At 69.6% G+C, this 23610-nt stretch carries 26 protein-coding genes, 1 tRNA gene and 1 riboswitch; of the genes, 11 read left to right on the top strand and 16 right to left on the bottom strand.

The features are described from left to right. The first annotated feature begins 112 nt into the window (after positions 1-112). Positions 113-850, top strand: coding sequence for an HNH endonuclease (locus DN051_RS24250; RefSeq protein ID WP_112439493.1), 738 nt, complete (start codon positions 113-115; stop codon positions 848-850). Here DN051_RS24250 and DN051_RS24245 read toward each other — a convergent pair. Then, positions 844-1479, bottom strand: coding sequence for an ATP-binding protein (locus DN051_RS24245; protein WP_112442406.1), 636 nt, complete (start codon positions 1477-1479; stop codon positions 844-846). The two genes, DN051_RS24250 and DN051_RS24245, sit on opposite strands and share 7 nt — an antisense overlap. A 216-nt stretch (positions 1480-1695) precedes the next feature. Here DN051_RS24245 and DN051_RS24240 point away from each other — a divergent pair, with 216 nt between their 5' ends. The 3 genes from DN051_RS24240 (at position 1696) to DN051_RS24230 (ending at position 3227) form a co-directional block, all read left to right on the top strand. Beyond that, complete coding sequence (locus DN051_RS24240) at positions 1696-2541, top strand: helix-turn-helix domain-containing protein (RefSeq protein ID WP_112439492.1); 846 nt, start codon at positions 1696-1698, stop codon at positions 2539-2541. A gap of 2 nt (positions 2542-2543) precedes the next feature. Then, positions 2544-2744: a DUF397 domain-containing protein gene (locus tag DN051_RS24235; RefSeq protein ID WP_112439491.1), complete on the top strand. Its 201-nt coding sequence runs from the start codon at positions 2544-2546 to the stop codon at positions 2742-2744. A 180-nt stretch (positions 2745-2924) separates the two neighbouring features. Further along, entirely contained in the window at positions 2925-3227 is a 303-nt protein-coding gene (locus tag DN051_RS24230) for a hypothetical protein (RefSeq protein ID WP_053762976.1), read from the top strand. A gap of 227 nt (positions 3228-3454) precedes the next feature. On the opposite strand, the gene DN051_RS24225 is transcribed toward DN051_RS24230, so the two are convergent. After that, positions 3455-4951 carry an MFS transporter gene (locus tag DN051_RS24225; protein ID WP_199314663.1) on the bottom strand — a complete coding sequence of 499 codons (1497 nt, stop codon included), beginning with the start codon at positions 4949-4951 and terminating at the stop codon, positions 3455-3457. Positions 4952-5015: 64 nt separating this feature from the next. After that, on the bottom strand, positions 5016-6407 hold the full coding sequence (locus tag DN051_RS24220; protein ID WP_112442402.1) for a DUF445 domain-containing protein: 1392 nt from the start codon (positions 6405-6407) through the stop codon (positions 5016-5018). Between the two features lie 225 nt (positions 6408-6632). Between DN051_RS24220 and DN051_RS24215 the strand changes: the two genes are divergently transcribed. Then, positions 6633-7967, top strand: coding sequence for an SGNH/GDSL hydrolase family protein (locus DN051_RS24215; protein ID WP_112439490.1), 1335 nt, complete (start codon positions 6633-6635; stop codon positions 7965-7967). 108 nt (positions 7968-8075) lie between these two features. On the opposite strand, the gene DN051_RS24210 is transcribed toward DN051_RS24215, so the two are convergent. From DN051_RS24210 to DN051_RS24195, 4 genes are read right to left on the bottom strand one after another with little or no spacing between them, the layout of a single operon-like run. After that, a complete protein-coding gene (locus tag DN051_RS24210) occupies positions 8076-8891 on the bottom strand; it encodes a DUF1707 SHOCT-like domain-containing protein (protein ID WP_053761613.1) in 816 nt (271 codons plus the stop codon). 33 nt (positions 8892-8924) lie between these two features. Further along, positions 8925-9923: an ABC transporter ATP-binding protein gene (locus DN051_RS24205; RefSeq protein ID WP_112439489.1), complete on the bottom strand. Its 999-nt coding sequence runs from the start codon at positions 9921-9923 to the stop codon at positions 8925-8927. Between the two features lie 3 nt (positions 9924-9926). After that, positions 9927-10727 carry an ABC transporter permease gene (locus DN051_RS24200; RefSeq protein ID WP_079001459.1) on the bottom strand — a complete coding sequence of 267 codons (801 nt, stop codon included), beginning with the start codon at positions 10725-10727 and terminating at the stop codon, positions 9927-9929. A 22-nt stretch (positions 10728-10749) separates the two neighbouring features. Then, the gene (locus tag DN051_RS24195) at positions 10750-11550 is read right to left on the bottom strand and encodes an ABC transporter permease (RefSeq protein ID WP_053761603.1); all 801 of its coding nucleotides are present in this window, start codon (positions 11548-11550) and stop codon (positions 10750-10752) included. A 230-nt stretch (positions 11551-11780) separates the two neighbouring features. Here DN051_RS24195 and DN051_RS24190 point away from each other — a divergent pair, with 230 nt between their 5' ends. Beyond that, positions 11781-14171 (top strand): transglycosylase domain-containing protein, encoded by a 2391-nt coding sequence (locus DN051_RS24190; RefSeq protein ID WP_053761611.1) that lies wholly within the window; start codon positions 11781-11783, stop codon positions 14169-14171. A 10-nt stretch (positions 14172-14181) separates the two neighbouring features. On the opposite strand, the gene sugE is transcribed toward DN051_RS24190, so the two are convergent. The 3 genes from sugE to DN051_RS24175 all read right to left on the bottom strand — a co-directional run bounded on the left by sugE (position 14182) and on the right by DN051_RS24175 (position 15403). Next, complete coding sequence (gene sugE / locus DN051_RS24185) at positions 14182-14502, bottom strand: quaternary ammonium compound efflux SMR transporter SugE (protein ID WP_053761602.1); 321 nt, start codon at positions 14500-14502, stop codon at positions 14182-14184. 31 nt (positions 14503-14533) lie between these two features. Continuing rightward, positions 14534-14595, bottom strand: a riboswitch (guanidine-III (ykkC-III) riboswitch). 77 nt (positions 14596-14672) lie between these two features. Continuing rightward, positions 14673-15029 carry a GroES family chaperonin gene (locus DN051_RS24180; RefSeq protein WP_112439488.1) on the bottom strand — a complete coding sequence of 119 codons (357 nt, stop codon included), beginning with the start codon at positions 15027-15029 and terminating at the stop codon, positions 14673-14675. Between the two features lie 44 nt (positions 15030-15073). Next, complete coding sequence (locus DN051_RS24175; protein ID WP_053761600.1) at positions 15074-15403, bottom strand: DUF3618 domain-containing protein; 330 nt, start codon at positions 15401-15403, stop codon at positions 15074-15076. 94 nt (positions 15404-15497) lie between these two features. Here DN051_RS24175 and bcp point away from each other — a divergent pair, with 94 nt between their 5' ends. Together bcp and DN051_RS24165 are read left to right on the top strand one after the other, a co-directional pair. Next, positions 15498-15965 carry a thioredoxin-dependent thiol peroxidase gene (gene bcp, locus DN051_RS24170; RefSeq protein WP_053761599.1) on the top strand — a complete coding sequence of 156 codons (468 nt, stop codon included), beginning with the start codon at positions 15498-15500 and terminating at the stop codon, positions 15963-15965. A 38-nt stretch (positions 15966-16003) separates the two neighbouring features. Next, positions 16004-16090, top strand: a tRNA-Leu gene (locus DN051_RS24165). 13 nt (positions 16091-16103) lie between these two features. Here DN051_RS24165 and rdgB read toward each other — a convergent pair. From rdgB to DN051_RS24145, 4 genes are all read right to left on the bottom strand, one after another. Then, on the bottom strand, positions 16104-16706 hold the full coding sequence (rdgB, locus tag DN051_RS24160) for an RdgB/HAM1 family non-canonical purine NTP pyrophosphatase (RefSeq protein WP_053761598.1): 603 nt from the start codon (positions 16704-16706) through the stop codon (positions 16104-16106). A 34-nt stretch (positions 16707-16740) separates the two neighbouring features. Continuing rightward, on the bottom strand, positions 16741-17142 hold the full coding sequence (locus DN051_RS24155) for a hypothetical protein (RefSeq protein ID WP_112439487.1): 402 nt from the start codon (positions 17140-17142) through the stop codon (positions 16741-16743). A gap of 141 nt (positions 17143-17283) precedes the next feature. Continuing rightward, positions 17284-18021 carry a ribonuclease PH gene (gene rph, locus DN051_RS24150; RefSeq protein ID WP_112439486.1) on the bottom strand — a complete coding sequence of 246 codons (738 nt, stop codon included), beginning with the start codon at positions 18019-18021 and terminating at the stop codon, positions 17284-17286. A 74-nt stretch (positions 18022-18095) separates the two neighbouring features. Continuing rightward, the gene (locus DN051_RS24145) at positions 18096-18329 is read right to left on the bottom strand and encodes a PTS sugar transporter subunit IIB (RefSeq protein ID WP_053761595.1); all 234 of its coding nucleotides are present in this window, start codon (positions 18327-18329) and stop codon (positions 18096-18098) included. Positions 18330-18504: 175 nt separating this feature from the next. On the opposite strand from DN051_RS24145, the gene DN051_RS24140 reads away from it, so the two are divergent. Further along, complete coding sequence (locus tag DN051_RS24140) at positions 18505-19794, top strand: PTS transporter subunit EIIC (protein ID WP_053761594.1); 1290 nt, start codon at positions 18505-18507, stop codon at positions 19792-19794. 95 nt (positions 19795-19889) lie between these two features. Further along, positions 19890-21137, top strand: coding sequence for a PTS transporter subunit EIIC (locus DN051_RS24135; protein ID WP_112439485.1), 1248 nt, complete (start codon positions 19890-19892; stop codon positions 21135-21137). A gap of 94 nt (positions 21138-21231) precedes the next feature. Here the strand turns inward: DN051_RS24135 and DN051_RS24130 are convergent, their stop codons facing one another. After that, complete coding sequence (locus tag DN051_RS24130; RefSeq protein ID WP_112439484.1) at positions 21232-21984, bottom strand: MBL fold metallo-hydrolase; 753 nt, start codon at positions 21982-21984, stop codon at positions 21232-21234. A gap of 203 nt (positions 21985-22187) precedes the next feature. On the opposite strand from DN051_RS24130, the gene DN051_RS24125 reads away from it, so the two are divergent. Beyond that, positions 22188-22646: a type II toxin-antitoxin system PemK/MazF family toxin gene (locus DN051_RS24125; protein WP_053761591.1), complete on the top strand. Its 459-nt coding sequence runs from the start codon at positions 22188-22190 to the stop codon at positions 22644-22646. Positions 22647-22650: 4 nt separating this feature from the next. Here the strand turns inward: DN051_RS24125 and DN051_RS24120 are convergent, their stop codons facing one another. Further along, entirely contained in the window at positions 22651-23601 is a 951-nt protein-coding gene (locus DN051_RS24120) for a PLP-dependent cysteine synthase family protein (RefSeq protein ID WP_053761590.1), read from the bottom strand. Positions 23602-23610 lie beyond the last annotated feature (9 nt).

Below are 23610 nucleotides of genomic sequence, written 5' to 3'. Positions count from 1 at the left end.
ATCACTGAGGGTGACAGACCCCACTGACAACGAGACCCCTAAGTGTGCAGCACGTCCCGTACTTCACCGAACACACCCCCCGAGCGTGCCGAACACTCATACGATATTGCCTGTGCGGATACCTGCGTGGACCGAGGACGAGCTGGTGCTGGCCGGCGCGCTCGTCGTGAAGAACGCCTGGCGCGAGCTGCGGACCGGCGCCCGGGAGGTCCAAGAGCTCTCGGAGCTGCTTCGTTCCCTGCCCATCCACGACGCGGACGCACGCGCCCTGCCGGGCTTCCGCTCTCCGGACAGTGTGAGCCGTAAGACCACGGACTTCATGACGAACCATGGGCTGTACACAGGGAAAGCCACTCGGTGTGGCAAGCCCACGTTGCTCATGATCGCGGCGTTCACCCAGCGGGAAGCCGAGATGCTCCAGGCCGCGCATGCCATCGAGGAAGGCATCGGTTCTGGGGAGCTCCAGCGCGTTGCACCGCAGCCTGACGAACTCGACGAGACTGGCACCACAGCCATCGAGGGCCGGCTCCTCGTGCGCCGCGCCCTCGCTCGCGAGCGAGACCCGAAGCTCCGCGCGATGAAGGTCCAACAGGCCAGGCGACTCGGGCGACAGCTCCGCTGTGAAGTCTGCGACTTCGATTTCGCCCGCACCTACGGTGACCTGGGCGACGGCTACATCGAAGTCCACCATGTCACTCCCCTGCACGTCTCCGGGACCCGGGAGACCAAACTTGACGATCTCGCGTGCCTGTGCGCCAACTGCCACCGAATGTGTCACAGGAACCGTCCCGGAGAATCCTGGCGCACACCCAGCTCTCTTCGGGAGCTGATACGGAAGTCCGCTCACTGAGCCGCCCCCGCTTCGGCTTCGTAACGCGTCTGCGCGCGATCGAGGATCTCGCCTGGTTCGTCGCCACGTGCAGCGCTCCAGTACAGAAGGTCTGCAATCAGCTCAACCACCGACTGCTCGCGCCCCGCATCGGGCGCTGGTCCCCCGGGAGCCGCACTGCTGCCGACACTCTGATAGCTGTCAAGAGCCGCTGCAGCTCGCTCAAAGCCCAGGCGTCCCCGTCCCGCACCAGCAGGGATTTCGCACCAAACTGACTTGCCCGTCGCAGTTAGCGCCGTGCCCCAGTCGGCCGCCAGTGCCGCCACCAAATGAAGACCACGCCCGCATTCATCGCCACAGGCCATTGGCCCGGGGGATGGCATTGCCTTGCTCATGTCGTGGACTTCGACTCGGAGCCGGTCGCCTCTCCGCTCAAGGACCAAGGTCGCTGAAGCACCCTCGCCGACGTGCTTCATGACGTTCGTCGCCAATTCCGTGACGATGAGCTCCGCGTCATCTACGGCTGCCAGCACTCCCCAGTCGCGCATCTGCCGTAAGGCAGCTCGGCGGAGTAGACGTACCTCGGCTGGCACCGCATAGAACGGCAGGACGTAGCGGAGCGGCAGTTCGCTGACCTCGTGTCCGTGCATAACCATCTCTCCCTCCCTCGCCACGCATCCCTGCGCCGTCCGTGATCTCACGACTGCGCTGCGTAGCTGTCTGCGAGACGAGCATCGCACAGAGAAGTCTTACTGTGTAACTTCTCACGAGAATCCATCGAGTGAATCTGATGGTCGGGCCACCCGTTGGCTGCCTAGCCTGTGGAGGTTCTCCGGGCCTCCGCCCGGCCACCGCGAAGGAGTCACATGCCCGAACGGACCACCACACGGCGTCGGCAACTGGGCGCGATGATGCGCAAGTTGCGAGCCCGCAAAGCCCTGACTCTTGAGGAGGCTGGGAGGCTGGTCGGGGTATCGAAGGCGACGATCAGCAGGTACGAAACGCAGTCGGGGCCGGTCAAGTGGATCGTCATCGATGCGCTGTGCCGTGAGTACGGGGCAACCGACGCCGAGCGGACAGCGGTTGTGCGCCTGGCCAAGGAGGCCAAGCAGCAAGGATGGTGGAGCTCCTTCGCGGACTCCATCCCTGAGAGCATGAATCTCCTGCTCACGCTTGAGGACGACGCGGTACGGGAGAGTCACTTCTCCTGTGTCTATGTCCCCGGTCTTCTCCAGACGCGCGCCTACAGCACAGCACTGCAGAAGGCCAACGAAGTTCCTCTGGAGGCGGAGGCGATTGAGCGGCTCGTCGACATCCGTATGAAGCGTCAGGAGATCCTGGCTCGCCCCAACCCGCCTCATCTCTGGGCGATCCTCGACGAGTCAGTTATCCGTCGCGTGGTCGGTTCACCCGGGATCATGAAGGAGCAGCTTGACCGGCTCCTCGTGGCAACCGAATCCAGCCACATCACGCTTCAGATACTGCCCTTCTCCAAGGGAGCCCACGCTGCTGCGCTCGGAAGCTTCGTCATCGTTGGCGGACCGGAACCAAGCCTCGACGTCGTATACGTGGACTTCCACGCCGGCTCCCTCTTCCTGGAGAAGGAGGAGGAACTGGACCGATACAGACTTGCGTTCGAGTACCTGCGCGCACAAGCGTTGGACATGGAAGCTTCGTCCGCCATGATCCATCGCGTCCGCAAGGAGCTGTGAAAATGCCCGTCGATCGTCAGCCTGCCGCCTCCGAAGGCATCTGGTTCAAGTCTTCGTACAGCGGCGGCAACACCACTGAGTGCGTTGAGGCCGCGTTTGTGCCAAAAGGGGTGCTGATACGCGATTCCAAGGTGCCCAAAGGTCCCCAGGTCGCTGTGTCGGCCGGAGCCTGGTCCAGATTCGTGGCTACCGCGCTTCGGTGACTCGCAAGACGGCGCCCGGCCGACTACTGGTCATCCTGCCTGGCTGATTCTTCGGGCAACCGTCAGGGCGTTCAGCACTGTCGCCAGGTGGGACGAGGAGGAGCCAGGGTTCCGACGAGGACCCAGCCGTGCGCGCGTTAGCCTCGGATCCAGCACCCCTTTGCACGCAGGAGGCACCCCATGCCCAAGGTTCCCAGTTCGCTCGTCGCTGCCGGTGGGCTTGTCGGCGGGTACGGCGTCGCCCGCTGGACCAGGAAGCGGCCGCTCGGTGGGGTCGTGCTGGCCGTCGCGGGGGCCGTGGCCGCCGCGCAGTGGCAGGAGCGGGCCGGCGGAAAGGCCGCGGGGGCGTTGACGGCCGCGTACGTCGCCGCCTTCGCCGGGTCCCACCCGCTCGCGAAGAAGGTGGGCGCCTGGCCCGCCGTGTTCGGCGTCGCCGGCGCCGTTGCCCTCGCGTCCTGGGCCGTGGCGGACCGACAGGCCTGAACCAACCGCCGGGCGGTCCGACCGGCGGACTACAGCCCTGGGACAGCCCGAGCGGCAGATCCCGGCCACCGGCCACCGGCCACCGGCACCGAGCCGCGCCACCTCCCGACCGGCAGCCCCGAACTGCCACACAGCCCGGCCGGCCCACCCGGACCCCGACAAGCCCAGGCCCAGGCCCAGCCCCAGGCCGACCGCAGGCCCCCCGACCGACCGGCTCCCGTCACCCCCTACGTCCCCGACCCAACCCCCGCTCCCGACCCCGCCCCCGCCCCCTTCGTCGTCAGCGGTGGTGCGATGTCCTCCAGGGAGCGGCGTTCCGCTCGTACCGCGAGGAATGCCGCGACCAGGCCCGCCGCGCACATCAGCGCCGCGCCGATCTGGAAGGCGACGACCGTGTCCGCGACCTCGCCCGTGCTGGTGAGGTCGGCGAAGATCAGCGGTCCGCTGATGCCGCCGGCGGCGGTGCCGATGGCGTAGAAGAAGGCGATGGACATCGCCCGGGTCTCCATCGGGAAGATCTCGGAGACGGTCAGATACGCGCTGGAGGCGCCGGCCGAGGCGAAGAAGAGCACGACGCACCAGCAGGCCGTCATGGTCGTCGCGGTCAGCGAGCCGCGGTCGAACAGCCATGCGGTGCCGAACAGCAGCAGGCCGGAGAGCAGATAGGTCGAGGAGATCATCACGCGCCGGCCGACGGTGTCGAAAAGCCTGCCGAGCAGCAGCGGGCCGAGGAAGTTGCCGGCCGCGATGACGGCGAAGTAGTACCCGGTACTGCCGGACGGCACGTCGAAGAACGTGGTCAGGATGGCGCCGAAGCCGAAGGTGATCGCGTTGTAGAGGAAGGCCTGGCCGATGAAGAGGGAGAAGCCGAGCACCGAGCGTTTGCGGTAGGTGGCGAACACGGTGCGGGCGATCTCCCCGAAGCCGACGCTGCGGCGCTGGTGGATGGTGATCTCGCGGGCGGGCGGCGGCAGCGCTCGGCCGGTTTCCTCCTCGACCTCCCGTTCGACGGCGCTGACCACCCGTTCCGCGTCCTCCTCCCGGCCGTGGATCAGCAGCCAGCGCGGGCTCTCGGGGACATGGCGGCGTACGAGGAGGATGACCAGGCCGAGGACGACGCCGAGCGCGAAGGTCAGGCGCCAGCCGACGTCCGCCGGGAACAGGTCCGTGTCCAGCGCGACGATCGACAGCAGTGAACCGCCGATCGCGCCCAGCCAGAAGCTGCCGTTGATGATCAGGTCGACGCGGCCGCGGTACTGCGAGGGGATCAGCTCGTCGATCGCGGAGTTGATCGCCGCGTACTCGCCGCCGATGCCGAAGCCGGTGAGGAACCGGAACAGGAAGAACCACCAGGTCTCGAAGGAGACGGCGGTCAGCGCGGTGGCCCCGAGGTAGACGGCGAGGGTCACCATGAACAGCTTCTTGCGCCCGAAGAGGTCGGTCAGACGGCCCCAGAACAGCGCGCCGGAGCAGGCACCGGCCACGTACAGCGCCGCGGCGGTACCGGTGACCTGCGCGGACGTGATCGGCAGTCCGCTGCCCGGCTCGGACAGCCGGCCGGCGATGTTGCCGACGACCGTGACCTCCAGGCCGTCGAGGATCCAGACGGTGCCCAGACCGATGACGATCATCCAGTGCCAGCGTGACCAGGGCAGACGGTCCAGGCGGGCGGGCAGGGCGGTGGTCACGGTACGGCCGGACGGGGCGGGCTGGGCACTGGACACCGGCGGCTCCTCTTCGCGGGGAAACCTCGCAGGACGGTCGCCCGAGTGCCCTCGATCAGGCCGTTCACGCCCCCAGCGCGTGCGACACGGTGTAGATCAGCAGACCGGCCAGCGAGCCCACGACGGTGCCGTTGATCCGGATGAACTGCAGGTCACGGCCGATGTTGGCCTCGATCTTCTTGGTGGTGTGCTCGGGGTCCCAGCTCGCGACGGTGTCCGTGATCAGGGAGGTGATCTCCTTGCGGTAGGTCGTCACCACGTGCACCGCGGCGCCCTCGACCCAGCTGTCGACCTTGCCCTGGATCTTGGGTTCGGTGGCCATCCGGGCGCCCAGCGACAGCAGGGAGGCGCGCACCCGCAGCCGCAGTTCGCTGCGCTCGTCCTCGGCCGCCGCGACGATCATGGATCGTACGGCCGTCCAGGCCGAGGCGATCAGGTCCTGCACCTCGCCGCGGCCCAGCACCTCGCCCTTGAGCCGCTCCACGCGCGCGCGGGTGTCCGTGTCGGACTGGAGGTCGGTGGCGAAGTCGGTGAGGAACCGGTCGAGGGCGCCGCGGGCCGGGTGGGTGGGCATGTCGCGCATCTCGGTGACGAAGCGCAGCAGCTCCTTGTAGACCCGCTCGCCGACCTTCTTGTCGACGAACCGCGGGGTCCAGCCGGGGGCACCGCCCTGGACGGCGTCCATGACCTGCTCGTCGTGGAGCACCAGCCAGTCGTGCGCACGGGCGACGACGAGGTCCACCACCCGCCTGTGACCGCCGTCGCCGACGATCTTCTCCAGCATCTTGCCGATGCCGGGCCCGATCTCCTGGGCGTTCGCCCGCCGGGTGATCGCCTCGCCGACGACCGCCTGGACGTCCGAGTCGCGCAGCACGGTCAGGGCGCCGCGCAGGGCGGTGGCCAGTTCGGCGGTGACCCGGTCGGCGTTCTGCGGCTCGGCGAGCCAGGCGCCGAGCCGGCTGCCGATGCCGACGGAGCGCAGCCGCCGACGCACGACGTCCTCGGAGAGGAAGTTCTCGCCGACGAATTCGCCCAGCGAGACACCCAGCTGGTCCTTCTTGGTGGGGATGATCGCGGTGTGCGGGATGGGCAGGCCGAGGGGGTGGCGGAACAGGGCGGTGACGGCGAACCAGTCGGCGAGCGCGCCGACCATGCCGGCCTCGGCGGCGGCGGCCACATAGCCCGCCCAGGCGCCCGCGCCCTCGTGCGTGGCCCATTTGGCCAGGACGTACACCAGTGCCACGAACAGCAGCAGTCCGGTCGCGGTCAGTTTCATCCGGCGTACGCCGCGCTGCTTCTCCTCGTCGGCGGCGCTGAACGTGGTCATCGCCCGGACCGCCGACGAGGGGGCGCCGCCAGGGCCGCCGATCTGGGGCCCTGCGGCGCCGGGCGCCACCGGGCGATCGTCCGCGGCCACCCCTGAAGGGGCCGGTTCTTCCGGTTTCGTACCGTCCATCCGCTCCACCCGTTCCCGATCCCCCACAGCAACATTGTCCCTTCCTGACCGACTACTGGAACGAAAGAAGAGTTCCCCGCGTCCTTCCTGCCGGGGAAAGCTCACAGGTGAACTCTCCTCACCCAATGGGGGGACCTGGTCAACTTCCCCCTGCCCCGTGTCGCATCATGGGGTGATCAACTTCGGAGCCTCGGGCTCCATTTCGCCCGAGGAGAAACGCACCGCATGACCAGGCGTCATCACGGTTATGCCTTGCTCGCCGCGATCGTCGCGCTGATCGTGGGCCTGTCGACCGCTCTGTACGCCTCCGTGGCGGCGGACGACGGCACCGCCCGGCGCACGGTCGCCGACCCGCGACCGCCGCACAACTCCGCCGCCCCGGCGTCCACCGGCACCTGGGTCGGTTCCTGGTCGGCGTCGCCGGCCGCGGCGGAGCCCGGCACCGAGACGGCGGCACTCACCGACCGCTCGGTGCGCAACGTCGTGCACACCAGCGTCGGCGGTACGAGTGCCCGGATCACCCTGTCCAATCTCTACGGCCGGCAGCCGCTGCCCGTCACCCACGCCACGATCGCCCTCGCCGCCGGGGACGACAGCGCATGGGCCGCCGCGGAGACGATGCGGCGGCTGACGTTCAACGGCGCCACCACCGTCCTGGTCCCGGCCGGCGAGCAGGTGATGAGCGACCCCGTGCGCATCGCCGTCCCGCCGGACACGGACGTCCTGGTCACCACGTACTCCCCCGCCGAGCCGGGGCCGGTCACCGTGCACGCGAACGCCCGCCAGATCTCCTACGCCGCGCTGGGCGACCACGCCGGCAGCGTCACCGGAGCCGCGTTCACCGAGCAGGTCGAGGCCTGGCGCTATCTGACCGCGCTGGACGTGCTCAGCAAGGAGTCCCACGGCACGCTGGTCGCGCTCGGCGACTCCCTGACCGACGGCCACTCCTCGACCGTGGGCGCCAACCGGCGCTGGCCCGACGTCCTGTCGCAGCGGCTGCGCCGGGCGGCCGACGCCGGACAGGAGCTCCCCCGCTACGGCATCGCCAACCAGGGCATCGGCGGCAACCGCATCCTGACCGGCGGGAACGGCCGCCCCGCGGACAACCCGAGCGGCCTGGACCGCTTCTCCCGCGACGTCCTCGGCCGGCCCAACGTCAAGGTCGTCGTGATCGGCCTCGGCGTCAACGACATCCTGCGCAACCCGCCCGTCACCGACCCCGACCAGATCCTCGACGGGCTGCGCACCCTGGTCCGCCAGGCGCACGCGCGCGGCATCAAGGTGGTCGGCGCGACGCTGATGCCGTTCCGGGGGCACCGCGGCTACACCGACGTGCGGGAGGCGGTACGGCAGGAGGTCAATGCCGAGATCCGCTCGGGCCGGGTCTTCGACGCGGTCGTCGACTTCGACGAGGCGCTGCGCGATCCGTACGACCCGCGGGGGTTCCGCGCCACCTACGACTCGGGCGACCATCTGCACCCCAACGACCTGGGGTACGCGCGCATGGCGGAGCAGTTCGACCTGAAGGACCTGACGGGGTCGGCCCCGGCGAAGCTGTAGGGCGACAGCGCGGCACGGCGCCGAGCTGCCGTGCGGCGCGATCGACGGGGCGGTGCGATGCCGCGCCGTGGACCGCTGTTCCGCTGGACCGCTGGTCCGCTCCCCTGCCTAGTCCGCTCCCCCGCGCCGTTCCTCCCGGCGGTCCCGCCGCTCCTCGTGCCAGTCGTGCATCAGGTCCCGGTGCCCGTCCAGCATCCTGCGGTGGGCGTCCTCGACGTCCTCCTGGGAGCTGGAGTGGAGCTCGCGCATCGCGGCCTTGCGCTCCAGCTTGCTCTGCCGCCGTTCCTCCTTCAGGCGCCGCCGCTCGGCCCGGGTGATCTTGCGCTCCACGCCGACCCCGCCCCAGAAGGCGAAGCCGGTGACGATCACCCGCGGGGCGCCCGGCTCACCCGGCACACCCTCCTCACGGTGGTCGAAGCCGCCCATGACGCCGACGCCGCGCACCACGACCTCGACGCCGGGCGGCACGACGACGCTCACCCCGCCCATGATCGTGACGCAGTTGATCACGACCTCGTGCTCGGCGAAGTTCGCCTCGCGCAGGTCGATTTCGCCGCCGCCCCAGAAGGCGACGCAGTTGAACCGCCGCGGCACGGTCCAGCGGCCCTTGCGCTGGAACCCCGACATCACGGCTACGCCCCAGCTGGAGGACCCCTCGCCGCCGACCACCCGGGCCGGCCAACTCCCGCTCTCGGCGGGCGCCTTGGTCAAGGAGACCGGCGGGACGGCGGGTTGCCCCGCGACCGGCAGGTCCCGGGTGATCGGTGCCAGCTCGCCGTAGGTCCGGGCCTGGTAGGTCGCGTCGAGCCGTTCCTCGAACTCCGCCATGTCCAGCCTGCCCTCCGCGAGGGCGTCCCGCAGGACCTCGGCGACCCGCTCACGGTCGGCGTCGGAGGCGCGCAACTCAGGCGCTTCGTCGGTCATGCACATCAGCCTACGATTTCCCGGCCGCCGAAACTACGCGGCAGCCGGCTCCGTGGGGGGTTTGGGGGTGTCTTCCCTGGAACGCAGCATGCGGGCGATCACGGCCTCGATGTCCGGCTCCCGCACCGACAGGTCGACCAGCGGGTGGTCCGCCGCGATCCGCGCGACCAGCGGCGCCGCGGACTGCGAGGCCGGGAAGGCAAGCCACTGCCGCGGCCCCTCCACCCGGACGACCCGGGCGGGCGCCGGCACCTCGATGGGCGGCACTTCGCGTTCCAGGTCCACCACCAGGGTCCGCTCGCTCTCCCCCGCCTCGTGCAGACCGGCCAGCGGACCGTCGTACATCAGGCGGCCGTGGTCGATGACCATCACCCGGGAGCAGAGCTGCTCGATGTCCTGGAGGTCGTGCGTGGTCAGCAGCACGGTCGTGCCGCGCTCGGCGTTCAGCTCGCGCAGGAACTCGCGGACCTTCGCCTTGGAGATGACGTCCAGGCCGATGGTCGGCTCGTCGAGGTAGAGCACCTCGGGGTCGTGCAGCAGCGCCGCCGCGATGTCGCCGCGCATCCGCTGGCCGAGGGAGAGCTGCCGCACGGGCACGTCCAACAGGGGGCCCAGCTCCAGCAGTTCCACGCACCGGTCGAGGTTCGCCCGGTAGCGGTCGTCCGGGATGCGGTACATGCGGTGCATCAGCCGGTACGAGTCGATCAGCGGGAGGTCCCACCACAGCGTCGTCCGCTGCCCGAACACCACCCCGATCCGGTGCGCCAGCCGGGTGCGCTCGCGGGAGGGGTCGATGCCGGCCACCCGCAGCCGGCCGCCGCTGGGGGTCAGGATGCCGGTCAGCATCTTGATCGTGGTCGACTTGCCGGCGCCGTTGGGGCCGATGTAGCCGACCATCTCGCCGCGCGCCACGGTGAAGGAGAGCGAGTCGACCGCGCGCACCTGCCGCCGCTCCCGTTTGAGGAAACCGGTCTTCCTGCGCACGTCGAAGACCTTCTCGACCCGGTCGAGTTCGATGAAGCCGTCCGTCATCGTCTAACTCCCTGTGCTCCGGTACGTCCTGAGACCTGCCCGCCAGGCCAGCCCCGCGAGCGCACAGCACGCCACGGCGACCAGCGGCGGTGCGAACGCCGCCCATTCCGGCAGGTCCAGCGGATACGGCTGCCCCAGCACATGGCTGGCCGGCACCCAGTTGACGAAGGCCAGCGGCAGTACGAAGGTCACCCCGCGCACCAGTTCCCGGCCGAAGACGGTGGGCGGGTACTGCAGCAGCGTCGTGCCGCCGTAGGTGAACGCGTTCTGCACCTCGGAGGCGTCCTGCGCCACGAACTGGAAGGCCGCGCCGCCGACGAACACCGCGCAGAAGATCACCGCGCCGCTGAGCAGCATCATCGGCATCAGCAGGACCTTCAGCGGTGTCCAGTCGATGTCGACGGTCAGCAGCGCCCAGCCGAGCACCAGCGCCCCCTGGACGACCCGGCCGAGGCGGCGCAGCCCGAAGCGGTCGGCGGCCACCTGGGCGAGCACCGGCGCCGGCCGCACCAGCAGTGTGTCCAGCGTGCCGTCCCGCACCCGGCGCCCGAGCCGGTCCATCGACCCGATGGCCAGGTCGGCCAGTCCGAAGGCCACGCCGGACACGCCGTACAGGAAGGCGATCTGGGGCAGCGTGTAGCCGCCGAGGGCGTCCACGCGGGAGAACATCAGCAGGATCGCGACGAAGTCCAGCGCGGTGGCGGCGAAGTTGCCGATCGTGGTCATCACGAAGGAGGCGCGGTAGGCCATCGTGGACCGGATCCACATCGCGGTGATCATCCGGTAGGCCCGCAGCCCGTCCATGACCCGGTTCGTTCGCCGGACGTCATCCACCCTGGACCACCACCCTCCGGGTCGCCGCGGACTGCACCAGCCGCCCCGCCGCGAGCAGTGCCACCGCCCAGGCCGCCTGGAAGGCGAAGGTGCCCAGCGGGTCGGCCTGCCCGAGCAGCACGTCCGCCGGTGCCTGGAGCAGCGACGACCACGGCAGGGCCCGTACGACCTCGCCGAGCAGGCCGGGGAAGACGTTCAGCGGGAGCAGCATGCCGGAGCAGAAGAACGCGGCGAGCCACGCCATCTGCGACACCCCGGCGCCGTCCATCAGCCAGAACGCGCTCAGCGCCACCAGGTACCGGAGGCCGAAGCTGACCACCATCCCGAGCAGCACGGCGAACAGGCAGGCGGCCCAGGTCACCGGGTCCGAGGGCAGCGCGACCTCGAAGAACACCGCGCCGAACGCGAAGGGCAGCACCCCCCGCCCCAGCAGTTGGAACAGGGCCCGGCCCAAGTCCGCGGCGAGCCACCACAGCTGCAGGTCGGCCGGCCGGTACAGGTCGACGGCGACATCACCCGTACGGATGCGTTCCATCAACTCGTCCTCGAAACCACCGCCCCCGATCGAGAGCGTCGACAACAGCGCCTGCCCGAGCCACACATAGGTGACGGCCTGCGCCTGGTCGTACCCGCCGAGGTGCGGTCTCTCCTCCCACAGGGCGATGTAGGTGTAGACGAGGATCAGGCCGAAGACGGTGTTGGTGAACACCCCGGCCGCCGTGGCCACCCGGTACGTCGCGTACCGTCGGAAACCTCCCACCGCGACGGCCACGTACAACCGTCCCGTACCCACGCAAATCACCTTCCCAGGCCGCCCGGCACCGAAGCGCAGGAGCCTAGTGCTCCGCCGTGCGGGCCTGCCACGCAATTTCCGTACCGGACACGCGCCGCAATCCGGGAACGGAACGCTCGGTGCGAGAGTCTTCAACGAGGGGCGCAGAAGCCGTACGTGGACGTACGGGTACGTATGAGGAGAAAGTCGTACGGGAGCGTACGACGACACAACAGGAGTCCGTGCACGAGATGAGTGACGAGCCGCAGCCGCAGCAGCCGGATCAGGGCCTGCCCGACGAAGGGCAACCGGAGCGCCCACGGCGCACCGGCTGGCGCAGGATCATCCCGACCTGGCGCATGCTGCTGGGCGGCTTCGTCCTCGGCGTGCTGCTGCTGATCGGCCTGTTCTACCTCGGCTACTCCACGGTCAAGATCCCGGCGGCGAACGCGCTGGCGACCAAGCAGAGCAACGTCTACCTCTACGCCGACGGCTCGCAGATCGCCCGGGACGGCGAGGTCAACCGGGAGAACGTCTCCCTCGGCCAGATCTCCAAGGACGCCCAGCACGCGGTGCTGGCCGCCGAGGACCGCGACTTCTACACCGAGTCCGCCATCGACCCGAAGGCGATGGTGCGGGCCGGCTGGAACACGGTCACCGGCAAGGGCAAGCAGTCCGGGTCCACGATCACCCAGCAGTACGTGAAGAACTACTACCTGGCGCAGGAGCAGACCCTGACCCGCAAGGCGAAGGAGTTCTTCATCTCGATCAAGCTGGACCAGGAGAAGACCAAGGACGAGATCCTGGAGGGCTACCTCAACACCAGCTACTTCGGCCGCAACGCCTACGGCATGCAGGCCGCCGCCCACGCCTACTACGGTACGGACGCGGCCGACCTGGACCCCGCCAAGGGCGCCTACCTCGCCGCGCTGCTCAACGCGCCCAGCGAGTACGACGTCGTCGCCCACCCGGAGAACCGGCCCGCGGCCGAGGCCCGGTGGAGGTACGTCCTCGACGGCATGGTGAAGAAGGGCTGGCTGAGCGCTTCGGAGCGGACCGGCCTGAAGTTCCCGATGCCGAAGGAGGCCACCGTGCCCACCGGCATGTCCGGGCAGCGCGGCTACCTCGTGGAGGCCGTCGAGCAGTACCTCGTCGAGAACCGGATCATCAGCTCCGACGAACTCGAAGCGGGCGGCTACCGCATCACCACCACGATCGAGAAGCCCAAGCAGGACGCCTTCGTCAAGGCCGTGGACGACCGGCTGATGTCCAAGCTGGACAAGAAGAACAACAAGGTCGACAACTACGTCCGCGCGGGCGGCGCCGCCGTCGATCCCGGGACCGGCAGGGTCGTCGCCATGTACGGCGGGGTCGACTACGTGAAGCAGTACACCAACGGCGCCACCCGCCGGGACTTCCAGGTCGGCTCCACCTTCAAGCCGTTCGTCTTCACCGCGGCCGTGCAGAACGAGTCCACCACCCGCAACGGCAACCGCATCACCCCCAACACCCGCTACGACGGCACCAACAAGCGCCCGGTCGAGGGCTGGAACAGCGCCTACGCCCCGGAGAACGAGGACCAGGTCTCCTACGGCGACGTGACCGTCCGCCAGGCCACCGACAAGTCCGTGAACTCGGTGTACGCGCAGATGGCCGTGGACGTCGGTCCCGACAAGGTGGAGCAGACCGCGATCGACCTGGGCCTGCCGTCCGCGACCCCGGAGCTCAATCCGTACCCGTCGGTCGCCCTCGGGGTGGCCACGGCCAGCGTCCTCGACATGGCCGAGGCGTACGCGACGCTCGCCAACCACGGCGAGCACGGCACGTACACCATGATCGACAAGATCACCAAGGGCGGCAGCGAGGTGGTCGAGCTGCCCGAGCGCCGGACCCGCCAGGCCGTCAGCCGTGAGGCCGCCGACACGACGACGTCGATCCTGCGCAGCGTCGTCGAGAACGGCACCGCCACCGCGGCGCAGGCCGCCGGACGGCCCGCGGCCGGCAAGACCGGCACCGCGGAGGAGGACACGGCGGCCTGGTTCGCGGGCTACACCCCCGATCTCGCCACCGTCGTCGCCGTCATGGGCCAGGACCCGGTGACGGCGGCCCACAAGTCGCTCTACGGGGCGATCGGCCTGGAGCGCGTCAACGGCGGCGGCCCGCCCGCCGAGATCTGGGCCCAGTTCACCAAGGACGCTCTCAAGGGCACCCCGGCCTCCGACTTCAGCCTCCGGCTCCAGGAGGGCGCCGAGGAGTGGGACCTGCCCGAGGTCCCGCCGACGACCGGCGACCCGTCGGACAAGCCCTCGGACGAGACCACTCCGGGCACCGGCGGTCAGGAGAACGGGGGCGCGGACCAGGGCGGCACGCAGGGCGGCCAGACGGACGGCGGGACCACCACCGGCGGCGATTCCACCGGGACCACGGACGGCGGCACCACGGACGGTGGCGCGACCGATGGCGGCGCCGCGGACGGCGGGGGCACGGGGGATCCGACCACCGGCGGCGGCACCGACGGCGGGGGGACGGGCGACCCGACCACCGGCGGCGGCTCCACCGGCGGACCGGCCGGAGGCACCACCGGCAGCGGTGCGAGCACGGGCACGACGGGCCCGGTCCCGCAGTACACGATCAGACTGTGACCCGCCCGGGTCAGTGACCCGAGGTCGCCTTCAGCCCCACGACGGCCACGAGCAGCAGACAGACGAAGAAGATCCGGGCGGCGGTCGCCGGCTCCCCCAGCACCACCATGCCGAGCACCGCCGACCCGGCGGCCCCGATCCCCACCCAGACGCCGTAGGCGGTACCGATGGGCAGGGACTTCGCCGCGTACGACAGCAGCAGCATGCTGGCGACGATGCCGGCGCCGGTGAGCACACTGGGAACGAGCCGGGTGAAGCCGTCGGTGTACTTCATCCCGATCGCCCAGCCCACTTCCAGGAGACCGGCGACGATCAGCAGAACCCAGGCCATGACAGGCACCTCCGAGAGACAGAACGGTCGGGGTGCGTCGTCTTTGCCTTCGACCCGGTACGGCGCGTCTCGTCGGGGTTCCTTCAAATCTAGCAAGCGGGCACGAGAAGAGGCCGGTGACGATGGTCACCGGCCTCCCGCACACCCGGTCCTCGGGCAGAGCCCCGTCTCTAGAGATAGAGCCCCGTGGAGTCCTCGGACCCCTCGAAACGATCCGCGGCCACCGCGTGCAGGTCGCGCTCGCGCATCAGGACGTACGCGACTCCGCGCACCTCCACCTCGGCGCGGTCCTCCGGGTCGTACAGGACCCGGTCGCCGGGCTCGACGGTACGCACGTTCTGCCCGACCGCCACGACCTCCGCCCAGGCCAGCCGACGGCCCACGGCCGCCGTGGCGGGGATGAGGATGCCACCGCCCGAGCGCCGCTCGCCCTCACTGGCGTCCTGCCGCACGAGCACACGGTCGTGCAGCATCCGGATGGGCAGCTTGTCGGGATGGGTGTTCTGGTCGTTTCTCTTGGCGCTCACGCCTTTGAACCTACCTGCCTTCGACTCGTCCGTCCGCGCACGGGTCAGCCCTTGCGCCGCCGCGTGCTCAGCACGAGCAGTCCGGCGACGCCCACGGCGACCAGCGCGACGGGCAGCACGCGATCCATCCGCGCCGCGCCCCGGTCGCCGAGGAAGCGTGCCCCGACATCGGTCACCACCCGATTGACCTGGACGTACGCCCGCCCGAGGGTGTGATCGACGTTCGACACGACCTTGGCCTTGGCGTCCCCGACGATGGTCCTCGGATGCACCCGCATCCCGATCTCGTCGAGCGTCTCGGCCAGCAGTGCGCGGCGGCGCTTGATGTCCGCCTCGATCTGCGCCGGTGTCCTGGTGTCCGACGTGTCCGCCACCGTACGGCCTCCGAAGTCTGCTGATACCTGTTTCGGACAGTCTGTCAGCTCATGGACCGACCGCACTGTCAGGACCCCCGGTTACCCTGGATCGATGAGTGAGCGACTCCAGCCCGGGGACACCGCCCCCGCCTTCACCCTCCCGGACGCCGACGGCAACGAGGTCTCCCTGTCGGACCACAAGGGCCGCAAGGTCATCGTCTACTTCTACCCGGCCGCGCTGACCGCCGGCTGCACCAAGCAGGCCTGCGACTTCACCGACAACCTCGACGTCCTCGCCACCGCGGGCTACGACGTCATCGGCATCTCGCCGGACGCCCCCGAGAAGCTCGCGAAGTTCCGCGAGAAGGAGAACCTCCGGGTCACGCTGGCCGCGGACCCGGAGAAGTCGGTCATCGAGGCGTACGGCGCCTTCGGCGAGAAGAAGAACTACGGCAAGACCTACCTCGGCGTCATCCGCTCCACGGTGATCGTCGACGAGGAGGGCAAGGTCGAGCGCGCGTTGTACAACGTGCGGGCGACCGGCCACGTGGCCAAGATCATCAAGGATCTGGGCATCTGAGCGCATGCCCGGCCAGTAGCATGGCCGGGCATGACCGGGCGGCCGTGGTGGAATTGGCAGTCACGCTGGGTTTAGGTCCCAGTGGGGTAACTCCCGTGAGGGTTCGAGTCCCTCCGGCCGCACCAGCAACTCCCTCGGTCAGCCGAGCAGTTCCCGCACCACCGGCACCAGCGCCCGGAACGCCTCGCCCCGGTGGCTGATCGCGTTCTTCTCGGCGGGGGTCAGCTCCGCGCAGGTGCGCGTCTCGCCCTCCGGCTGGAGGATCGGGTCGTAGCCGAAGCCGCCCGTGCCCGCGGGGGCGTGGCGCAGCACCCCTCGCAGCTGCCCCTCGACGACGCGTTCCGTGCCGTCGGGCAGCGCCAGCGCCGCCGCGCACGCGAAGTGCGCCTGCCGGTGCTCGTCGGAGATGTCCGTGAGCTGGGCCAGCAGCAGGTCGAGGTTGGCCCGGTCGTCGCCGTGCCGGCCGGACCAGCGGGCGGAGAAGATGCCGGGTGCGCCGTTCAGCACGTCGACGCACAGGCCCGAGTCGTCGGCGACGGCGGGCAGACCGGTGGCGCGGGCGAGGGCGTGGGCCTTCAGCAGCGCGTTCTCGGCGAAGGTGACGCCGGTCTCCTTGACGTCGGGGATGTCGGGGTAGGCGTCCGCGCCGACGAGGTCGTGCGGGAGACCTGCGTCGGCGAGGATCGCCTTCAGTTCGGTGATCTTTCCGGCGTTGCGGGTGGCGAGGATCAGGCGGGTCATGGCGACCAGTATCCCGGCCCCGCGGCGCGGTTCCCTACGGCGTGCAGACCTTTGTCAGCTCGCCGGCCGCGTCGGTGACGGGGCTGATGTCGGGGGTCTCGTCGCCGTTCTCGATGGCCGTGCGGACGTTGGTGACGGCCTTCTCGAGGTCGCCGACCGCCTTGTCGACGTCGGCGTTGTCGGTCTTGTCGCCGATCTCGCCGAGGTTCTGCTCGATGGAGTCGAGGGACTCGGCGAGCTGGGTCGGGTCGTTCGCGGCGTTCTCCACGGCCTGCTGGAGGTCGGTGACGCTGTCCGCGATGGCGTCGGCGGTCTGCACACAGTCGAGTGCCTTGTCGACGGCGGCGCAGCCGGTCGTCAGCCCGGCGGTCAGCGCGATCGCCGCCACTGTGGCGGCGACGGCAGCGGTACGGCGTCGGCGGCGGCTCGCGGCCATGGAACGTCCCTCCCTCGGATCAGGCCCGGCGGGCCCGGTGACTGGCCGGGCGCACGGTGTCGAGCCGTGCGCCCGTATCTGTTCAGACGCGATGATGGTCGGCGCGGTTGCCCGCTCCGACCACCGGTTTTGGGGTTTTCTTTACCTGTCGGCGGCTGATTCCAGCGCGGCGCGCTGCAGGGCGGACAGTTCGCCGCAGCCCGCGACGGCCAGGTCGAGGAGGGCGTTGAGCTCCTCGCGGGCGAAGGGCTCGGCCTCAGCCGTTCCCTGGACCTCGACGAAGCGGCCGTCGCCGGTGCACACCACGTTCATGTCGGTCTCGGCACGCACGTCCTCCTCGTAGCAGAGGTCGAGGAGGGGGACCTGGCCGACGATGCCGACCGAGACCGCGCTGACGGTGCCCGTCAGGGGCTGCCGGCCGGCCTTGATCAGCTTCTTGGTCCGGGCCCAGGACACGGCGTCGGCGAGGGCGACGTACGCGCCGGTGATGGCGGCGGTGCGGGTGCCGCCGTCGGCCTGGAGGACGTCGCAGTCCAGCACGATGGTGTTCTCGCCGAGCGCCTTGTAGTCGATGACGGCGCGCAGCGAGCGGCCGATGAGGCGGGAGATCTCGTGGGTCCGGCCGCCGATCCTGCCCTTGACCGATTCGCGGTCGCCGCGGGTGTTGGTGGAGCGGGGCAGCATGGAGTACTCGGCGGTGACCCAGCCCTCGCCGCTGCCCTTGCGCCAGCGCGGGACGCCCTCGGTGACGGAGGCGGTGCAGAAGACCTTGGTGTCGCCGAAGGAGATGAGGACGGAGCCCTCGGCGTGCTTGCTCCAGCCGCGTTCGATGGTGACCGGGCGGAGCTGTTCGGGGGTGCGGCCGTCGATTCGAGACATGTGGTGAGCCTAGCCGCACACGCGGCAGGGGCCCCTTCGGGTGGCTGAAGGGGCCCCTGCCGGTGAACTCGGTCTCACATCATGTCTTCGATGTCGGCCGCGAGCGGGTCGGCGTCGGTGCCGATGACGACCTGGATGGCGGTGCCCATCTTCACGACACCGTGGGCGCCGGCGCCCTTGAGCGCGGCGTCGTCGACCAGCGAGGCGTCGGACACCTCGACGCGGAGGCGGGTGATGCAGCCCTCGACCTCTTCGATGTTGTCGATTCCACCGAGCCCGGCGACGATCTTCTCAGCCTTGCTGGCCATGTTCCTTCTCCCTGATCCGAACCGCTTTGACGCAGTAACCCACAGTTGGCCCAGCTTCGCGAGCGGTCATGCCGGACGTACCGAATGATGGCGTCACGACAGCGGGACCTTCCTCAACTGGTCTACACCAGCTGGGGTGCGGTCGCCAAACCCCGGTCCTCCCGGGAGGAGTCCGATGACTGCCGACAGCGCCGTCAGCCCCGCCCGCGCACGCTGGAACGGATTGTTCCAGGCCCTCCAGAAGATGGGCCGCAGCCTTCAGCTCCCGATCGCGGTGCTGCCGGCCGCGGGCATCCTCAACCGGCTGGGGCAGCCGGACGTGTTCGGGGACCAGGGGCTCGGCTGGACCGACGTCTCGCGGGTCATGGTCGGAGCGGGCGGGGCCCTGCTCGACGGCTCGCTGGGACTGCCGCTGCTGTTCTGCGTGGGTGTCGCGATCGGCATGGCGAAGAAGTCGGACGGGTCGACGGCGCTGGCGGCCGTGGCGGGCTTCCTCGTCTACTTCAATGTGCTGCGCCAGTTCCCGCAGGACTGCCCCGAGGGTTCCACGGCGGTGCCGATGGTCGGCTGCCAGGTGACCGACGGGACGGTGACGGCCTTCACCTACCAGAACCCGGGGGTGTTCGGCGGGATCGTGATGGGCCTGCTCACCGCGTACTTCTGGCAGCGCTTCCACCGCACGCGGCTGGTGGACTGGCTCGGCTTCTTCAACGGACGCCGGCTGGTGCCGATCATCATGGCGTTCGTGGCGATCGTCTTCGCCGCGCTGTGCCTGTGGATCTGGCCGCCGATCGGTGGCGCGCTGGAGAGCTTCAGCGACTGGATGAGCGACCTCGGCGCGTGGGGCGCGGGTGTCTTCGGGATCGCGAACCGGGCGCTGCTGGTGGTGGGCCTGCACCAGTTCCTGAACGTGCCCATCTGGTTCCAGTTCGGCACCTACACCAGGCCGGACGGCACGGTGGTGCACGGCGACATCAACATGTTCCTGGCCGGGGATCCGGACGCCGGCCAGTTCACCTCGGGCTTCTTCCCGATCATGATGTTCGCGCTGCCCGCCGCGGCGCTCGCCATCACGCACTGCGCGCGGCCGAGCCGTCGCAAGGAGGTAGGGGGCCTGATGCTGTCGGTGGCGCTGACGTCGTTCGTCACCGGCATCACCGAGCCGCTCGAGTACTCGTTCCTCTTCGTCGCGCCGGCCCTCTACGTGATCCACGCCGTGCTGACCGGAGTGTCGATGGCGGTGACCTGGGCGCTCGGCGTGCACGACGGGTTCAGCTTCTCCGCCGGCCTGATCGACTACGTCATCAACTGGAACCTGGCCACGAAACCGTGGGCGATCATCCCGATCGGACTGGCCTTCGCCGTCGTCTATTACGCGGTCTTCCGGTTCGCGATCACCAAGTTCGACCTGAGGACACCGGGTCGCGAAGCCGAGGAGGAAGTGGACGACGTGACGAGGGTTTGAGCCCCGGAAACGAGGGTTCCTTATGCGCCCTTCATCGTGCTAAAACAGGTCTACACCACTGGCGTGGTGTAGACCACCACTCCGATGGAGGAAGTATGAGCACCGCCACCACGTCGGCGGCCCCCGCAAAGAAGCGGGGATCAGGCCTGTTCCAGGGCCTGCAGAAGATCGGCCGCAGCCTTCAGCTCCCGATCGCCGTCCTGCCGGCGGCAGGCATCCTGCTCCGTCTCGGACAGCAGGACGTCCAGGACAAGCTGAACCTGCCCGACAAGGTCACGGCGGTCTTCGCCACGGCCGGTGGCGCGATCTTCGACAACCTGCCGATGCTGTTCTGCATCGGTGTCGCGATCGGCTTCGCCAAGAAGTCGGACGGTTCCACCGCCCTGGCCGCCCTGGTCGGCTTCCTGGTCTACAGCAATGTGCTCAAGGCGTTCCCGGTCACCGAGGCCAAGGTCCAAAACGGCGCGGACATCGCCGCGACGTACAACAACCCCGGTGTCCTCGGCGGCATCCTGATGGGTCTGCTGGCCGCCGTGCTGTGGCAGCGCTACCACCGCACGAAGCTGGTGGACTGGCTCGGCTTCTTCAACGGCCGCCGTCTGGTGCCGATCATCATGGCCTTCGTCGGCACCCTCATGGGCGTCTTCTTCGGTCTGGTCTGGGAGCCGATCGGTGACGGCATCTCCAACGTCGGTGAGTGGATCACCGGTCTCGGCGCCTTCGGTGCCGGCCTGTTCGGCCTGATCAACCGCGCGCTGATCCCGATCGGCATGCACCAGTTCGTGAACACCGTCTCCTGGTTCCAGATCGGCGACTTCACCAACGCCGCGGGCGAGGTCGTGCACGGCGACCTGAACCGCTTCTTCGCCGGTGACCCGGACGCCGGCCAGTTCATGTCGGGCTTCTTCCCGATCATGATGTTCGGCCTCCCCGCCGCCGCGATCGCCATCGCGCACGCCGCCCGCCCCGAGCGCCGCAAGGCCGTGATGGGCATGATGATCTCGCTGGCGCTGACCTCCTTCGTGACCGGTGTGACCGAGCCGATCGAATTCGCGTTCATGTTCATCGCCCCGATGCTGTACGTGATCCACGCGATCCTGACCGCCCTGTCCATGGCGATCACCTGGGCGCTGGGCGTCCACGCGGGCTTCACCTTCTCCGCGGGCTTCATCGACTACGCGCTGAACTGGAACCTCTCCACCAAGCCCTGGCTGATCATCCCGATCGGCCTGGTGTTCGCGGTCATCTACTACGTGCTGTTCCGCTTCGCCATCACCAAGTGGAACCTCCCCACCCCGGGCCGCGAGCCCGAGGAGGAGCTGGAGGACCTCACCAAGGCGTGAGTCCTGCGGCGCAGGTGACAACGGAAGGCCCCCGGAGCCCGTCGGCTCCGGGGGCCTTCCCGTGTCGGTGGCGTACGAGGACGGGGGTGCGGCCCTAGATCTCGTACGTCTTGCGGGGCACCGCCAGCTCCACCGCCCCGTCGAAGACCGAGCGGGCGTCGGCGAGGTTGACCTGCGGGTCGGTCCACGGGGGGATGTGGGTCAGGAGCAGGCGGCGGGCTCCCGCCCGCGCGGCCGTCTCACCCGCCTCGCGGCCGTTGAGGTGCAGGTCGGGGATGTTCTCCTTGCCGTGGGTGAAGGCGGCCTCGCACAGGAACAGATCGGCGTCCCGGGCGAGTTCGTCCAGCGCGGCGCTGACCCCGGTGTCCCCGGAGTACGTCAGGGTCCGGCCGCCGTGCTCGACCCGGATGCCGTACGCCTCCACGGGATGCGCCACCCGTTCGGTGTGCACCGTGAAGGGGCCGATCTCGAGGGTGGACGGCTTGACCGTGTGGAAATCGAAGACCTCGCTCATCGAGGAGGCCGAGGGGGTGTCGGCGTACGCTGTGGTCAGACGGTGCTCGGTGCCCTCGGGGCCGTAGACCGGGAGGGGCGCGCAGCGGCCGCCGTCGTGCCGGTAGTAGCGCGCCACGAAGTAGGCGAGCATGTCGATGCAGTGGTCGGCGTGCAGATGGCTGAGGAAGATCGCGTCGAGGTCGTAGAGACCGCAGTGGCGCTGCAACTCGCCGAGGGCGCCGTTGCCCATGTCGAGTAGCAGCCGGAAGCCGTCGGCCTCTACGAGGTAGCTCGAGCAGGCCGATTCCGCGGACGGGAACGACCCCGAGCAGCCGACGACGGTGAGCTTCATGAAGCAGAAACCTCCGCTGGCGGATGTGGAGAGTACGAGGGTCGTGCGGTGCGTCGAGCGTAAGGCGCAAAACCCACGGTCGCTCCTCCACCAAGGGCTGTTGTGGGCGAACTCACCTGTGCTGTCACCGGTTCGGCTGGACGCCGGGCGCACGGGGCGCGGGAGAGGGCGCGGCCTGGAGCGTGCGCCGGTAACGTCAGGGTATGGACACGTCCTGGTGGTTGGCGCTCGCGGCACTGGTGCTGCTCGTGCTCGTCGCCACGCTCGTCGACGGCTGGGGGCGGCAGCGCCCGCAGCACGGCCGGAACCGCCCGCCGGGACGCGCGCAGGAGCCCGCCGTACGGCCGCGGGCCGCGGAGATCTGGTGGGCGAACGTGCCCGGCGGCGACCGGCAGGACGGTGACGCGGGCACGAAGGACCGGCCGTGTCTGGTGCTGGCGGTGCACGGGCGGCGGGCCACGGTCGCGGGGATCACCAGCAAGTACCACGACGAGCGGGCCGGGGTGATCCCGCTGCCGCCCGGGTCGGTCGGCGACACCCAGGGGCGGGCGAGTTTCCTGGAGACCGACGAGCTGCGTGAGGTCGCGGTGTGGGACTTCCGGCGCCGGGTGGGGGTGGTGGACCCGGCCCTGTGGGACCAGGTCCGTCACCTCGCCACGTGAGGGGTCAGGCCCAGAGCTGACCGTGCAGCGTCTCGATGGCCTCTTCGGTGGTGGCCGCGGTGTAGACGCCGGTCGAGAGGTACTTCCAGCCGCCGTCCGCCACGACGAACACGATGTCGGCGCTCTCCCCGGCCTTGACGGCCTTCTTCCCGACACCGATCGCGGCGTGCAGGGCCGCGCCGGTGGAGACGCCCGCGAAGATGCCCTCCTGCTGGAGGAGTTCCCTGGTGCGGGTGACCGCGTCGGCCGAGCCGACCGAGAAGCGGCTGGTCAGGACGGAGGCGTCGTACAGCTCAGGGACGAAGCCCTCGTCGAGGTTGCGCAGTCCGTAGACCAGGTCGTCGTAGCGCGGCTCGGCGGCGACGATCCGGACGTCCGGCTTGTGCTCGCGCAGGTAGCGGCCGACGCCCATCAGGGTGCCGGTGGTGCCGAGACCGGCGACGAAGTGCGTGACGGACGGGAGGTCGGCGAGGATCTCCGGGCCGGTGGTCGCGTAGTGGGCGCCCGCGTTGTCCGGGTTGCCGTACTGGTAGAGCATCACCCAGTCCGGGTGCTGGGCCGCCAGCTCCTTCGCGACGCGCACGGCGGTGTTGGAGCCGCCCGCCGCCGGGGAGGAGATGATCTCGGCGCCCCACATGCCGAGCAGGTCCCGGCGCTCCTGCGAGGTGTTCTCGGGCATCACGCACACCATGCGGTAGCCCTTGAGCTTGGCCGCCATCGCGAGCGAGATGCCGGTGTTGCCGGAGGTCGGCTCCAGGATCGTGCAGCCCGGGGTCAGCCGGCCGTCCTTCTCCGCCTGCTCGATCATGTGCAGGGCGGGACGGTCCTTGACCGAGCCGGTCGGGTTGCGGTCCTCCAGCTTGGCCCAGATCCGGACGTCCGCGGAGGGCGAGAGCCGCGGCAGGCGCACCAGCGGGGTGTTGCCCACCGCGGCCAGCGGGGAGTCGTAACGCATCGGGGGTCA

Source organism: Streptomyces cadmiisoli, from assembly GCF_003261055.1.
In the GTDB taxonomy this organism is placed as follows: domain Bacteria; phylum Actinomycetota; class Actinomycetes; order Streptomycetales; family Streptomycetaceae; genus Streptomyces; species Streptomyces cadmiisoli.
The sequence above is the reverse complement of the archived record's forward strand: the minus strand, read 5'-3'. Positions and strand labels throughout refer to the sequence as shown.

What these genes read in the sequence shown, in the direction of transcription:
- sugE (WP_053761602.1), bottom strand. Translation starts at nt 14,502, where the DNA reads ATGGCCTGGGTTCTGCTGATCGTCGCCGGTCTCCTGGAAGTGGGCTGG.
- DN051_RS24120 (WP_053761590.1), bottom strand. Translation starts at nt 23,601, where the DNA reads ATGCGTTACGACTCCCCGCTGGCCGCGGTGGGCAACACCCCGCTGGTG.
- rph (WP_112439486.1), bottom strand. Translation starts at nt 18,021, where the DNA reads ATGTCTCGAATCGACGGCCGCACCCCCGAACAGCTCCGCCCGGTCACC.
- DN051_RS24245 (WP_112442406.1), bottom strand. Translation starts at nt 1,479, where the DNA reads ATGCACGGACACGAGGTCAGCGAACTGCCGCTCCGCTACGTCCTGCCG.
- DN051_RS24235 (WP_112439491.1), top strand. Translation starts at nt 2,544, where the DNA reads ATGCCCGTCGATCGTCAGCCTGCCGCCTCCGAAGGCATCTGGTTCAAG.
- DN051_RS24135 (WP_112439485.1), top strand. Translation starts at nt 19,890, where the DNA reads ATGAGCACCGCCACCACGTCGGCGGCCCCCGCAAAGAAGCGGGGATCA.
- bcp (WP_053761599.1), top strand. Translation starts at nt 15,498, where the DNA reads ATGAGTGAGCGACTCCAGCCCGGGGACACCGCCCCCGCCTTCACCCTC.
- rdgB (WP_053761598.1), bottom strand. Translation starts at nt 16,706, where the DNA reads ATGACCCGCCTGATCCTCGCCACCCGCAACGCCGGAAAGATCACCGAA.
- DN051_RS24145 (WP_053761595.1), bottom strand. Translation starts at nt 18,329, where the DNA reads ATGGCCAGCAAGGCTGAGAAGATCGTCGCCGGGCTCGGTGGAATCGAC.
- DN051_RS24125 (WP_053761591.1), top strand. Translation starts at nt 22,188, where the DNA reads ATGGACACGTCCTGGTGGTTGGCGCTCGCGGCACTGGTGCTGCTCGTG.
- DN051_RS24230 (WP_053762976.1), top strand. Translation starts at nt 2,925, where the DNA reads ATGCCCAAGGTTCCCAGTTCGCTCGTCGCTGCCGGTGGGCTTGTCGGC.
- DN051_RS24220 (WP_112442402.1), bottom strand. Translation starts at nt 6,407, where the DNA reads ATGGACGGTACGAAACCGGAAGAACCGGCCCCTTCAGGGGTGGCCGCG.
- DN051_RS24140 (WP_053761594.1), top strand. Translation starts at nt 18,505, where the DNA reads ATGACTGCCGACAGCGCCGTCAGCCCCGCCCGCGCACGCTGGAACGGA.
- DN051_RS24155 (WP_112439487.1), bottom strand. Translation starts at nt 17,142, where the DNA reads ATGGCCGCGAGCCGCCGCCGACGCCGTACCGCTGCCGTCGCCGCCACA.
- DN051_RS24210 (WP_053761613.1), bottom strand. Translation starts at nt 8,891, where the DNA reads ATGACCGACGAAGCGCCTGAGTTGCGCGCCTCCGACGCCGACCGTGAG.
- DN051_RS24240 (WP_112439492.1), top strand. Translation starts at nt 1,696, where the DNA reads ATGCCCGAACGGACCACCACACGGCGTCGGCAACTGGGCGCGATGATG.
- DN051_RS24215 (WP_112439490.1), top strand. Translation starts at nt 6,633, where the DNA reads ATGACCAGGCGTCATCACGGTTATGCCTTGCTCGCCGCGATCGTCGCG.
- DN051_RS24205 (WP_112439489.1), bottom strand. Translation starts at nt 9,923, where the DNA reads ATGACGGACGGCTTCATCGAACTCGACCGGGTCGAGAAGGTCTTCGAC.
- DN051_RS24200 (WP_079001459.1), bottom strand. Translation starts at nt 10,727, where the DNA reads ATGGACGGGCTGCGGGCCTACCGGATGATCACCGCGATGTGGATCCGG.
- DN051_RS24190 (WP_053761611.1), top strand. Translation starts at nt 11,781, where the DNA reads ATGAGTGACGAGCCGCAGCCGCAGCAGCCGGATCAGGGCCTGCCCGAC.
- DN051_RS24130 (WP_112439484.1), bottom strand. Translation starts at nt 21,984, where the DNA reads ATGAAGCTCACCGTCGTCGGCTGCTCGGGGTCGTTCCCGTCCGCGGAA.